Below are 13,058 nucleotides of genomic sequence, written 5' to 3'. Positions count from 1 at the left end.
CGTTGCCGACCAGACTTCCCGGCGCACCCAGAATGCTCGGTGTTGATTTGTTGGCGGTGTTGATTTGTTGGCGTCCCGCACACCGTACCCGGGTGCGCGCCGGGGCACCCGGGGTGTTGACCCGGGTGCCCCGATACGGACGGTTCGTGCGCGCGGCGGGGCTCGGTGCTCCGGCCGCTTCGCGCGGTGGCGGTCAGTCCTCGGTGGTGGCCGACGGCAGCTGCGTCTGGATGAGGTCCATGACGGAGGAGTCGGTGAGGGTCGTGACGTCCCCGAGGGTCCTGTTCTCGGCCACGTCGCGCAGCAGGCGCCGCATGATCTTGCCCGAGCGGGTCTTCGGCAGCTCCGCCACCGGCAGGATCCGCTTGGGCTTGGCGATCGGGCCCAGGGCCGTACCGACGTGGTTGCGCAGCTCGGCGACGAGCCCGTCGTCGACGCTGGCGGTGCCGCGCAGGATGACGAACGCCACGATGGCCTGGCCGGTGGTCTCGTCGGCGGCGCCGACCACGGCGGCCTCCGCGACCTTGGGGTGCGAGACGAGCGCCGACTCGACCTCGGTGGTCGAGATGTTGTGACCCGAGATCAGCATGACGTCGTCCACCCGGCCCAGCAGCCAGATGTCCCCGTCGTCGTCCTTCTTCGCGCCGTCACCGGCGAAGTACTTGCCCTCGAAGCGGGACCAGTACGTGTCGATGAACCGCTGGTCGTCGCCCCAGATCGTCCGGAGCATCGAGGGCCACGGCTCGGTCAGGACCAGGTACCCGCCGCCCCCGTTCGGGACCTCGTTGGCCTCGTCGTCCACCACCGTGGCGGAGATGCCGGGCAGGGCGCGCTGGGCGGAGCCCGGCTTCGTCTCGGTGACGCCGGGGAGCGGCGAGATCATCATCGCGCCGGTCTCGGTCTGCCACCAGGTGTCCACGATGGGGGTCTTGCCGGCGCCGATGTGCTCGCGGTACCAGATCCACGCCTCGGGGTTGATCGGCTCACCGACCGAGCCCAGGACCCGGAGACTGCTCAGGTCGAACTTGGCGGGGATGTCGTCGCCCCACTTCATGAACGTACGGATCGCGGTCGGCGCGGTGTAGAGGATCGTCACCCCGTACTTCTGGACGATCTCCCAGAACCGCCCCTGGTGCGGGGTGTCGGGGGTGCCCTCGTACATGACCTGCGTGGCGCCGTTGGCGAGCGGCCCGTACACGATGTACGAGTGGCCCGTCACCCAGCCGATGTCGGCCGTGCACCAGTAGACGTCCGACTCGGGCTTGAGGTCGAAGACGGCGTGGTGGGTGTAGGCCGCCTGGGTGAGGTAGCCGCCGGAGGTGTGGAGGATGCCCTTCGGCTTCCCCGTCGTCCCGGACGTGTAGAGGATGAAGAGGGGGTGCTCCGCGCCGAACGCCTGCGGGGTGTGGGTCGCGGCCTGGCGGGCGACGATCTCGTGCCACCACACGTCACGGGTGCTGTCGAAGGCGGTGTCCTGCCCCGTACGGCGCACGACCAGCACGTGTTCGACCTGCGGGCACTTCGTGACCGCCTCGTCGATGGCGGGCTTGAGCGCGGTCGGCTTGCCGCGGCGGTAGCCACCGTCGGCGGTGATGACGACCTTGGCGTCCGCGTCCTGGATGCGGGAGGCGACCGCGTCGGCGGAGAAGCCGCCGAAGACGACGGAGTGCGCCGCTCCGATCCGGGCGCAGGCGAGCATCGCGATCGCGGCCTCGGGGATCATCGGCAGGTAGACCGCGACCCGGTCGCCGGCCTGAACGCCCAGCTCCGTCAGCGCGTTGGCGGCGCGGGAGACCTCGTCCTGGAGCTCCGTGTAGGTGATCGAGCGGCTGTCGCCCGGCTCTCCCTCGAAGTGGATCGCGACCCGGTCGCCGTTGCCGGCCTCCACGTGACGGTCCACGCAGTTGTACGCGACGTTGAGCTCACCGTCCGCGAACCACTTCGCGAAGGGCGGGTTCGACCAGTCCAGCGTCTCGGTCGGCTCGGTGACCCAGGTGAGCCGCCTCGCCTGCTCGGCCCAGAAGCCGAGCCGGTCCGCCTCGGCCTGCTCGTAGGCCTCCGCCGTCACATTGGCGTGCGCGACCAGCTCGGACGGCGGCGCGAACCGCCGCTCCTCCTTGAGCAGATTGGCCAGGCTTTCGTTGCTCACGACATCTCCCTCTCCCGGGCGTCCCCAGGGCGTCCTATGTGTCCCTGGCCTAGCTCATCAGGCGGATGCCCGGGTGACAAGGCCCTTCCGGCAATTGGTTTAGACCTGTGTGGGGTACGGCCCTGCCGCGGAGGCTCTTCGGGTACGACGGGGCGTGGCCCTCCGCCCCGGGCGGCGGGGAAGAGGGCCACGGCGGGCCACACACTCTCACGGACGGGAGGCGCCTACGGTTCAGGCGCGCGAGCCCTCCAGGGCCGTGGGAGCCACGCGGTTGAACACCTCTTCGTCGCCGCCGCCCGAACTGCCCGTCGTACTGCCGTCGGCCAGCAGGTACGCCTGCGCCTCGCCGACGTGGAAGTACATGCCGTGCAACTCCAGCCTCCCGTCGGCCAGTCCGCGCGCGACCGCGTCATGGGCGCGCAGGTGCTCCAACTGCTGGACGACGTTGGTCAGGCAGAGCTGCTCGACCGCGTCGGCCGGCAGCCGTCCGGAGATCCTGGCCCAGGAGTGACGTTTGCTCTTCATCCGGTCCAGGCTCGGCTGCCCGTGCCGCAACCAGCGCCGCAGGGGGGTGCGGGGCTCGCCGTTGACGTCCGGCGTGTTCAACAGGGCCTGCATCGCGCCGCATCCGGAGTGCCCGCAGACGGTGATGGACTGGACGCGGAGGACGTCCACGGCGTACTCGATCGCGGCCGCCACCGAGTCGTCCCCCGTACCGTGCGCGCCGTCGGCGCCGGGGTGCGGCACGAGGTTCCCGACGTTCCGTACGGTGAAGAGGTCGCCCGGACCGCTGGACGTGATCATGCTGGTGACCAGGCGGGAGTCCGCGCAGGTGAGGAAGAGCTGCGACGGGCGCTGCCCCTCGCGGGCGAGCCGCGCCAGCTCCTCCCGGACATGGGGAGCCGTGTTGCGCTGGAACGAGCTGATCCCGCTGGCCAGTTGACGACTGCTCGCCCCGCCGCCCGCGGGCCGCCGCCCGGGGTGGGGCTCGGTGACGCGGGGGGTGGCGGGGGAGGGAGCGGTGGCGGACAGGTCAGGGGTGGGCGTGCCGGCGTTGAGCGCGTTGATGTGCGCCGAGAGGTTCCCGGAGGGGGCCCCGGAGGCGTGGCCCTCGGGCAGGTGGTTCTCGGAGGGGTGGTTCTCGGAGGGGTGGTCCTCGGAAGGGTGGTCCCCGGGCGAGGTCGGAGCGACCGAGGGGGCGGTCTTGTCGAGCGGGCCCGGGCCGGAGGCCGTCGCCCCGGGCGCGGTCGCTTCGGCCGTCGTTGCGTCGGCCGTCGTTGCGTCGGCCGTCGTCGTGTCGGGCGTCATCGCGCTGACCGCCGTCGTGCCGGGCGCTGTCGGCTCCGTCGCGGGCACGTCTGCCGGGGCCACGTCCGAGGACGGACTCGCGCCCGACACCTCGGCGACGGCCGCCTCCCGCGTCGCCTCCGCCGCAGGGTGCTCCCCGCAGTGGTGGTTGCGCCACGGCGTCCACGGACGGCAACAGGACTGGAGCTCCGTCGTCGGCTCGGCGATCCTCCCGCCGGCCCGCCCGGTGAACTCCACCGTCCCCCCTTGCGCGAGATGCGCCGTCTGCCAGTCGTGCAACGCCTCGTACGCCGCGTGGTCCATGAAGGACCCGTCCAGCTCGACCACGCTGTCCGCGCGCTGCGGCACCTCCTGGAGGATCCGGCTGAGTCGCGGCACCGCCAGGAACGTCAACTGGCCCCGGACCCGGATGCGGTGGACACCGTTCCGCTCGGCCACCGTGATCCGCGTCCTGGTCAGCCGGTGCATCGCGACCGCCACCGCGACGGCGATCCCGATCGCCACCCCTTCGAGGACGCCGGTGAACACCACCCCGGCCAGCGTCACCGCGTACACCAGCATCTCGCGGTTCCGCTTCACGCTGCGCAGATGGACGAGGTTGACCATCTGGATCCCCACGACCATCACCAGCGCGGCCAGCGCCGCCAGGGGGATGAGGTCGAGCACCGGCACCAGCAGCAGCGCCGCGACCGCGACCCACAGCCCGTGGAGCATCGTCGAGTTCCGGCTCACCGCGCCGGCCGCCACGTTGGCCGAGCTGCGGACGGCGACGCCCGTGATGGGCAGCCCGCCGAGCGCGCCGGACAGGACGTTGCCCGACCCCTGACCGAACAGCTCGCGGTCGAGACGGGCGCGCGGGATCCGGACGGCCGGCTCCTTGCGCGCGGCCACCAGCTTGTCCACGGCGACCGCGGAGAGCAGCGACTCGACGCTGCCGACCAGCGTGACCGTCAGCACCGCGGCGATCAGCCCGAGCACCGGCCCCTCGGGCAGCTCCGGGAGGGCGTGGTTGCGCCACGAGGGCAGGTCGACCCGGGGGAGGCTCACCCCGAAGACGGCGGCCACCGAGGTCGCCAGGGCCACCGCGGCGAGCGTGGCGGGGACCTTCCGTACGATCCGGCCGCCGCGCCCCGGGATCCGCGGCCACGCGAGCAGCACGACGATCGTGAACGCGCTGACCGACAGCGCGCCGGGGTGCAGGTCCGCCAGCTGGGCCGGCAGCCCCTTGACGTTGGCGACGGCGGAGCTCTGCGGGGAGCCGCCCAGCACGATGTGGAGCTGGGACAGGGCGATCGTGACCCCGATGCCGGCGAGCATGCCGTGCACGATCGCCGGGCTGACGGCGAGGGCGGAGCGGGCCACCCGCAGCGCCGAGAGGGCGAGTTGGGCGAGGCCGGCGCAGACGGTGATGGCGCAGGTCGTGCGCCAGCCGTACAGCTGGATCAGATCGGCCGTCACGACCGTGAGCCCCGCGGCCGGTCCGCTCACCTGGAGCGGGGCGCCGCCGAGACGGCCGACGACCAGGCCGCCGACGGCCGCCGCGACCAGGCCGCCCTGGAGCGGCGCGCCGGTGGCGAGCGCGATGCCGAGCGAGAGCGGCAGCGCGATCAGGAAGACGGTGACGGAGGCGGACAGGTCGGCCCCGGCGATCCGGAAACGGAACCGGGACCGGAAGGGGGGCCGGGCGCCGGAGCCGGAGCCCGAGTCGGATCCGGACCGGGAACCGGACTCGGAACCGGACTCGGAGCCGGGGGACGACGGGTCGGACGGGTCGGTACGGGTCGATCGGGACGCGCGGTCGGCGCGAGTGGGTACGCGAGCAGACATGATTCCCGTCTCCTCCGGGGCGGCGCGGTCGCGGAACGTGGGGGGACGCGGCGGTGGGGAAGCCGAAGGCAAATCTAGGTAAACAGATCGTAATGCAGAGTAAAGACTCAGGCAGGACTTTCCAGTCAATTGGGGTAATCAATCACTCGAACTAGTGATTAGTAATTTTGTACGGCTTGTCGTTTCATCTTCCTTTTGGTCGTGATGCGAGGTTGGCGGCGCTCGGCACTTCGGTACGCGAAACCTGAAGGAAGAGGTGGGCGGATGCTGGCCGCCAGAAAGAGAATCACCTTCGGCGCCGTCGTCACGGCGCTCGCCGTCGGACTCGCCGGTTGCTCGGGCGCCGGCGCCCCGGGGGACGGCCCCGCGGCCGAGAAGGGCGCGCACGGGGCCAAGAAGGCCCCGGCCGCGCCCAAGAACGTCGTACGGCTCATCGGCGACGGGTCCACCGCGTACACCGGTGCGCAGCCGCGCCTGCCCAAGCAGCTCCGGTTGAAGCCCGGTCAGAAGCCCCCGCAGTTCGTGGTGTTCTCGTGGGACGGGGCGGGCGAGGACAGCCAGCGCCTCTTCTCCCACTTCCGCGAGGTGGGCCGGAAGTACGACGCGACCATGACGTACTTCCTCAGCGGCGTCTATCTCCTCCCCAAGGAGAAGGCCCGGCAGTACGACCCGCCGCAGCACGCCTCCGGCAGCTCGGACATCGGCTTCAACGACACCAAGGGGATCTCCGACACCCTGCGGCAGCTCCGGGGCGCCTGGCGCGACGGCAACGAGATCGGCACGCACTTCAACGGCCACTTCTGCGGCAAGGACGGTGGCGTCGGCACCTGGTCGGTCGACGAGTGGAAGAGCGAGATCAGCCAGGCCAAGGCGTTCGTGAAGGGCTGGAAGACCAACGCGGGGCTCACGAACGAGCCGCCGCTGCCCTTCGACTACGACAAGGAACTGGTCGGCGGCCGCACCCCCTGCCTGGAAGGGCAGAAGAACATGATGCTGGCCGGGCGGACGATGGGCTTCCGCTACGACTCCAGCGGCGTCGGCAACCAGGTCTGGCCGAAGAAGACCGAGGGCCTGTGGGACCTGCCGCTCCAGCTGGTCCCGGTGCCGGGGCGCGCCTTCGAGACGCTGTCGATGGACTACAACTTCATGTTCAACCAGTCGGGGACCACGAAGGGCGACCCGGCCAAGCACACGTACTGGGGCAACCAGATGCGGGACGGGCTGCTGAAGGCCTTCGACCGCGCGTACGACGGCAACCGCGCCCCGCTGATCATCGGCAACCACTTCGAGTCCTGGAACGGCGGCACGTACATGCGCGCCGTCGAGGAGACGATCAAGACGGTCTGCGTCAAGCGGGACGTGCGCTGCGTGTCGTTCCGTCAGCTGGCCGACTGGCTGGACACGCAGGACCCGGTGATCCTCGAGAAGCTGCGCGGTCTCGGCGTCGGCCAGGCGCCGAAGGGCGGCTGGGCCCCGTACATGACGGACCCGGCCACCCTCACCCCCTCCGTGGCCCCGGCAGGCCCGCAAGCGAAGCACTGACCGGGCCGGGCGACGCGGCCTCGGCCGGCGCGGGACCGCCGGCCGGGGCGCGGCGACCGAGGCACAGCGGGGTCTCAGCCGGGCAGGGGGACGGCTGAGGCTTCGCTGAGGATGAAGGCGGGGTCGACCTGGGAAGCCAGGTCGACGCCCGTCTTCGCGTTGCCCCAGCTCTCCGCGTTCCTGAGGTGGAAGTGGACCATCTGCCGGGTGTACCGCTCCCAGTCGCGGTTCGCGTACGAGTCCTCCGCCGCGTCCTGGAGGGTCTGGAGCGCGCAGCGGTTGTCCGTCTCCAGCAGTTCGAAGCGGGGCGGGCGGCCCTTCTCCATCGCCCGGACCCAGTTGGAGTGCGCCATGGTGACGAGCAGGTCGTCGCCCACCTCCTGGCGGAGGAAGTCCAGGTCGTCCTCCCCCTGCACCTTGTTGCCGACGACCTTCAGGGAGACGCCGAAGTCCCGCGCGTACTCCTTGTACTGGCGGTAGACCGACACCCCCTTGCGGGTCGGCTCGGCCACCAGGAACGTCATGTCGAACCGCGTGAACATCCCCGACGCGAACGAGTCGGAACCGGCCGTCATGTCGACGACGACGTACTCGTCCGGCCCGTCGACCAGGTGGTTCAGGCACAGCTCGACCGCGCCGACCTTGGAGTGGTAGCAGGCCACCCCGAGGTCCGACTCCGTGAAGGGCCCGGTCGCCATCAGCCGGATCTCCCCGTCGTCCAGCCGGACGGGCCGCGCGCACGCGTCGTACACCGGGTTGTCCTCGTTCACCCGGAGCAACCGCGACCCCTCGCCCGGCGGAGTCGTCTTGATCATTGCCTCGGCGGACGCGATCCGCGGATTGCTGCCGCGCAGATAGTCCTTGATCAGCGGAAGGTGCGCGCCGAGCGCGGGCAGCGCGGCCGCCTCCTCGTCCGTGAGGCCGAGCGCGGCCCCCAGGTGCTGGTTGATGTCGGCGTCCACCGCGACGACGGGAGCCTCATTGGCGGTCAGGTGGCGGATGAAGAGCGAGGACAGCGTGGTCTTGCCGCTGCCGCCCTTACCCACGAAAGCGATCTTCATGTTCACATAGGTTAGCGGCTCTCTGTGTTCGCCGATCACATTCAGTGAAGAAGTCCACTCCAAGGTAGGGCCCCCGTTCCGGGCGCGTAGCCTTGCTACTTATGAGTACGACTGCCTCTGACGCCTCTTCCGCTCCGCGGCCGGAGGAACCCCTGCTCGCGCTGGCCTCCCTGCCGGGTGTCCCCGACGCGGTGGATTCCGTGCGCAGGGCGGTCGACCGCGTCTACGGCCACCGGGTCATGCGCCGCCGCAGCAACGAGGTCACCTCGGAGGCGGCCCTGCGCGCCGCGCGTGGTTCCGCCGCGCTGTCCGGCGCCGACTGGGCGCTGGAAGAGGTGCGCAGGCGCAGCGACTTCGGCGCCGACGACGAGGCCCGCACGGTCGGCGCCGCCCTGCGCCTGACCGCCGAGGCCGGCCAACTCCTCTCCATCTGGGACCAGTCACCGGTACGGGTGCTGGCCCGGCTGCATCTGGTGGCGGCGGGCGGCGCGGGCCCCGCCGATGACACGGTCGGGCGTCCCCGGCTCCACGGCGAACGCGTGACGGAGACCCCCGGCGCCGACGCCACCGGACCGCTGACCGAGGCGCCGCTCCCCGGCGCCGACGAGGTGGCGGGACGGCTGAAGGGGCTGTCGGCCCTGATCCTGGCGGGGAGTTCGGCGCCGGCCCTGGTGACGGCCGCGGTGGTCCACGGCGAACTCCTGGCGCTGCGCCCGTTCGGCTCGTACAACGGCCTCGTGGCGCGCGCCGCCGAACGCATCGTGCTGACCGGCAGCGGGCTCGACCCCAAGTCGGTCTGTCCCGCGGAGGCCGGCCACGCGGAGCTGGGCCGGGCCGCGTACGCCGCCGCCTTCGCGGGCTACCTGTCGGGCACCCCGGACGGGATGGTCACGTGGATCGCGCACTGCGCCCGCGCGATCGAGCTGGGCGTACGGGAGTCCACGGCGGTGTGCGAAGCCCTCCAGCGCGGCGCGGCCTGACCTGACGCCCTGCTCATCGCACCCGACCCGGCCTGACCGGTCGGCGCTTCCGAATCGGGCGCTCCGGTGAATTCGCCCCGCATTCGTTCGGCGCGGTCTCCGGGTCCGAATTCGCGTCGCGTCCGGACGTAATTGCGGCGGCATCACATTCGATGCCGCCGCCAACACGTCCGCCGAGTTACCAAGCGTCCTCGAAGTAGTGCCCATCAGGCCGGGATCTTCGCCCGTCACCTGGTGCGGCTGGCCCGTAATCGACGGGTCGACGTCGCGTGGGTACTCGACTTCCGTGCTTCGGTCCGTGGGGCCTCAAGCGTTTCTCAGGTGATCCTCTCGGATGTCCTTGGTCTCGCGGGCCGTTGATTCCTTTGTACTCCTCTCCCCAGGGATGCGAAACCCCCGGCCCGACTTCTTTACTTTCACGTTCAAACAGGGGTGAAACGGACAGCCGGTTCCCAGGAAAGGGGCGACCGGGCGCGCGCGGGTGAAGCGGGTGGAGTCGGCGCAGCGGGTGACGTGGGTGAGGCGGTCACACGGGCGTCGCCGTCCTGCGACGGCTGGCGTACCAGACCAGCCCCGCCGTGGCCGCCGCCGCGCCCACGGCGGCCGCGGCCACCAACGCCGGGCGCGGCGGCATCGACAGGGCGGGCAGGCGTCGCTTCAGCCGAACGGGCCGGCTGAAGACCAGGATCGGCCAGTCGCGCGCGATCGCCTCACGCCGCAGCGATCGGTCCGGATTGACCGCGTACGGATGGCCGACGGACTGGAGCATCGGTACGTCCGTGATGGAGTCGCTGTACGCGTAGCAGCGCGACAGGTCGTAGCCCTCCGACTCGGCGAGCGCCTTGACCGCCTCGGCCTTGGTCGGTCCGTACGCGTAGTACTCCACCTCGCCGGTGAAGCAACCGTCGGGGCCGACGGCCATCCGGGTCGCCACCACCCGGTCGGCGCCCAGGAGTTCACCGATCGGTTCGACCACCTCGGCGCCCGAGGTGGAGACGATCACCACGTCCCGGCCGGCGGTGTGGTGGTCCTCGATGAGGGACGCCGCTTCGTCGTAGATGATGGGGTCGATGAGGTCGTGCAGGGTCTCTGCGACGATCTCCTTGACCTGTGAGACGTTCCAGCCTTTGCAGAGCGCGGAGAGGTACTCGCGCATCCGCTCCATCTGGTCGTGATCGGCGCCTCCCGCGAGGAAGACGAACTGCGCGTAAGCGGTCCGTAGTACCGCCCGGCGGTTGATCAGACCGCCTTGGTAGAAGGGCTTGCTGAAGGTCAACGTCGATGACTTCGCAATGACCGTCTTGTCCAGGTCAAAGAAGGCAGCTGTGCGCGGCAAGGAGCGGATTTCCACGAGGGTGAGCATATGCGCCCACCATTCGGCGTAAGGTCCGGCGCGTGGGTTTGCCTGAGAAGCCCCTCGGGTACACCATGGAAGTCACGGATCGTTCGCGACCGTGCTAACCCGGCCCGACTCCTCCCCCCCCGAGTCAGGCCGTGGGGACGACCCCCGCTCTCCCCCCCGGCGGGGGTCGTCGCATGTCCGGACGCGTTTTCGGCTCTCGGATCCCGCTGTCCCCTCTCTCTCGGTCCCTCTCGACGGCTCGGCGTGCGGCGGCGCGTTTTCATTCATACCCCTCACTCTGCGTAGCCGATGCGCTGCGCTCCGGAAGTCACCGGTACGAGCGAGCGAGTTATTCACAACCTGTGAGTTGTCCACAGTTTTTGACCAAGATCCACAAGATTTTCCGTTCCCCCGCACGGTGATTCCGACCGCGAAGTCCGCGGCAGCCGGAATCGCCGATACCGGATTCCCGCGAGATCGCCGAGAAGCGCTCGCGGATCACGGATCGAGGCGTTCCGGCATCGAGCGGGGATGAGGGGGCGGAGATCGTGGCGGGATCCATGACATCCGATCGGTCGCAGGTCGCCGGAGGGCGGCGGGCGGGACCGCTGATCGTGACCGAGGACGCGGACCTGCTGGACGACCTGCTGCGGCTGTGCGCCGCGGCGGGCGCCGAGCCGCAGGTCCACCACGGGGTGCCGGCGGCGAAGGGGTGCTGGGAGGACGCGCCGATGGTTCTCGTCGGGGACGACGCGGCGGCGCGCTGCCGCGGTGCCACCCGCCGGCGGGGCGTGATGCTGGTGGGCCGGGACCAGGACGATCCGGACGTGTGGCGCCGCGCCGTGGAGATCGGCGCCGACTGTGTCCTGCGGCTTCCCGACGCGGAAGGCTGGCTGGTCGACCGGATCGCCGACGCGACGGAGGGCGTGGGCCGGCAGGCCCTCACCGTCGGCGTGATCGGCGGGCGGGGTGGGGCGGGCGCCTCGACCCTGGCCTGCGCGCTGGCCGTCACCGCCGCGCGGGCCGGGCGCCGCACGATGCTGATCGACGCCGATCCGCTGGGCGGCGGCCTCGACGTGCTCCTCGGCGGCGAGCAGACCGAAGGCCGGCGCTGGCCGGACTTCGCGGCCTCGAAGGGCCGGGTCGCGGGCGGCGCGCTGGAGGAGTCGCTGCCCCGGCTGCACGAATTACGGGTGCTGAGCTGGGATCGCGGTGACGCGGTGGTGGTGCAGCCCGAGGCCATGCGGTCCGTGCTCGCCGCTGCCCGCAGGCGCGGCGGGATCGTGGTGGTGGATCTGCCGCGCCGGATCGACGAGGCCATGGCGGAGGCCCTGGCCCAGGTGGATCTGGGGCTGCTGGTGGTGCCCGCCGAGCTGCGGGCCGTGGCGGCGGCAGGCCGGGTGGCCGCCATGGTCGGGATGGTCCTCCAGGACCTGCGGGCCGTGGTCCGGGGGCCGTACGCGGCGGGGCTGGACGAGCGGTGGATCGCGGGCGCGCTCGGGTTGCCGCTGGTGGGTGAGCTGCCGTGGGAGCCGGGGCTGGCCGAGGCGCAGGACGGGGGTGCGCCGCCGGGATCGAGTGCGCGTGGGCCGCTCGCCGCGTTCTGTACGGCGTTCTGGGAGCGGGCGCTCGCCGGCGAGGGGAGCGTGAGCCCGTGACCGGCCGCGCGCGGGACGAGATCCCGTACGGCGGGACGGCGGCGGGCGGTCTGCTGGACGCCGTGCGGCAGCGGCTGGCGGAGAGCGGGGCGGAGCCGACCCCGGCACGGGTGGCGGCGGCGCTGCGGGCCCAGGGGCGGTTGCTCGGGGACGCGGAAGTGCTCGGTGCGGCGGAGGAGTTGAGGTGCGAGCTGGTGGGCACGGGGCCGCTGGAGCCGCTGCTCGCCGACCCCTCGGTGACGGACGTCCTGGTTTCGGCGCCCGACCGGGTGTGGGTGGACCGGGGCGGCGGACTGGAGCTGACGGGGGTGGCGTTCGCGGACGCGGCTTCCGTGCGGAGGCTCGCGCAACGGCTGGCGGCGGTGGCCGGGCGGCGGCTGGACGACGCGAGGCCCTGGGTGGACGCCCGGCTGCCCGACGGCACCCGGATGCACGCGGTCCTGCCGCCGGTGGCGGTCGGATCGCCGTATCTCTCGCTGCGGGTGGTGCGGCCCAAGGCCTTCTCGCTGGGGGAGTTGGCCGCGGCGGGGACGGTCCCGCCGGGCGGGGACCGGGTGCTGCGCGCCCTGGTCCAAGCGCGGCAGTCGTTCCTGATCAGCGGCGGGACCGGCACGGGAAAGACAACCCTTCTCTCGACCTTGCTCGGGCTGGTCGGCCAGCGGGAGCGGATCGTCCTGGCCGAGGACTCGGCGGAGCTGCGGCCGGATCATCCGCATGTGGTGCGGCTGGAGTGCCGGCCGGCGAATCAGGAGGGCGCGGGCCTGGTGACGCTGGAGGACCTGGTCCGGCAGGCGTTGCGGATGCGGCCCGACCGGCTGGTCGTCGGCGAGGTGCGCGGGCCTGAGGTGACGAGCCTGCTGGCCGCGCTCAACACGGGTCATGCCGGCTGCGGGACGGTGCACGCCAATGCGGCGGCCGATGTGCCCGCCCGGCTGGAGGCTCTCGGGACGGCGGCGGGTCTCGACCGGGCGGCGCTGCACAGCCAGTTGGCGGCCGCGCTGTCGGTGGTGATCCATCTGGTGCGGGACCGGGAGGGGCGGCGGCGGGTCGCGGAGGTGGACGTGCTGGAGCGGGACAGCGCGGGGCTGGTGGTGCCGGTGCCCGCGTTGCGGTGGGGCGAGGAGGCGTTCGCGTACGACCGGGGCTGGCCACGGCTGTTGATGCTGATCGGGGGTGCGCTGTGACGACGGT

General features: G+C 71.6%; 8 protein-coding genes. 4 read left to right on the top strand and 4 right to left on the bottom strand.

Translation table 11 applies throughout. The features are described 5' to 3' along the window. Positions 1 to 193: 193 nt before the first annotated feature. On the bottom strand, positions 194 to 2,149 hold the full coding sequence (acs, locus tag HA039_RS15120; RefSeq protein ID WP_167029433.1) for an acetate--CoA ligase: 1,956 nt from the start codon (positions 2,147 to 2,149) through the stop codon (positions 194 to 196). A 231-nt stretch (positions 2,150 to 2,380) separates the two neighbouring features. Next, positions 2,381 to 5,284, bottom strand: coding sequence for a SulP family inorganic anion transporter (locus HA039_RS15115; protein ID WP_167029430.1), 2,904 nt, complete (start codon positions 5,282 to 5,284; stop codon positions 2,381 to 2,383). A 264-nt stretch (positions 5,285 to 5,548) separates the two neighbouring features. On the opposite strand from HA039_RS15115, the gene HA039_RS15110 reads away from it, so the two are divergent. Further along, the gene (locus tag HA039_RS15110) at positions 5,549 to 6,826 is read left to right on the top strand and encodes a polysaccharide deacetylase family protein (RefSeq protein WP_167029426.1); all 1,278 of its coding nucleotides are present in this window, start codon (positions 5,549 to 5,551) and stop codon (positions 6,824 to 6,826) included. Positions 6,827 to 6,900: 74 nt separating this feature from the next. Here the strand turns inward: HA039_RS15110 and HA039_RS15105 are convergent, their stop codons facing one another. Further along, on the bottom strand, positions 6,901 to 7,887 hold the full coding sequence (locus HA039_RS15105) for an ATP-binding protein (RefSeq protein WP_167029423.1): 987 nt from the start codon (positions 7,885 to 7,887) through the stop codon (positions 6,901 to 6,903). Positions 7,888 to 7,988: 101 nt separating this feature from the next. Between HA039_RS15105 and HA039_RS15100 the strand changes: the two genes are divergently transcribed. Further along, a complete protein-coding gene (locus HA039_RS15100) occupies positions 7,989 to 8,867 on the top strand; it encodes a Fic family protein (RefSeq protein ID WP_167029420.1) in 879 nt (292 codons plus the stop codon). 526 nt (positions 8,868 to 9,393) lie between these two features. Here HA039_RS15100 and HA039_RS15095 read toward each other — a convergent pair. After that, positions 9,394 to 10,230, bottom strand: coding sequence for an HAD family hydrolase (locus HA039_RS15095; protein WP_167029417.1), 837 nt, complete (start codon positions 10,228 to 10,230; stop codon positions 9,394 to 9,396). Between the two features lie 539 nt (positions 10,231 to 10,769). Here HA039_RS15095 and ssd point away from each other — a divergent pair. Both ssd and HA039_RS15085 read left to right on the top strand, forming a co-directional pair. After that, on the top strand, positions 10,770 to 11,867 hold the full coding sequence (ssd, locus tag HA039_RS15090) for a septum site-determining protein Ssd (RefSeq protein ID WP_167029414.1): 1,098 nt from the start codon (positions 10,770 to 10,772) through the stop codon (positions 11,865 to 11,867). Then, positions 11,864 to 13,051: a TadA family conjugal transfer-associated ATPase gene (locus HA039_RS15085; protein WP_243869451.1), complete on the top strand. Its 1,188-nt coding sequence runs from the start codon at positions 11,864 to 11,866 to the stop codon at positions 13,049 to 13,051. The genes ssd and HA039_RS15085 overlap by 4 nt, the downstream gene beginning before the upstream one ends. The last annotated feature ends 7 nt before the right edge of the window (positions 13,052 to 13,058 follow it).

This window comes from Streptomyces liangshanensis (assembly GCF_011694815.1).
In the GTDB taxonomy this organism is placed as follows: Bacteria; Actinomycetota; Actinomycetes; order Streptomycetales; family Streptomycetaceae; genus Streptomyces; species Streptomyces liangshanensis.
The sequence above is the reverse complement of the archived record's forward strand: the minus strand, read 5'-3'. Positions and strand labels throughout refer to the sequence as shown.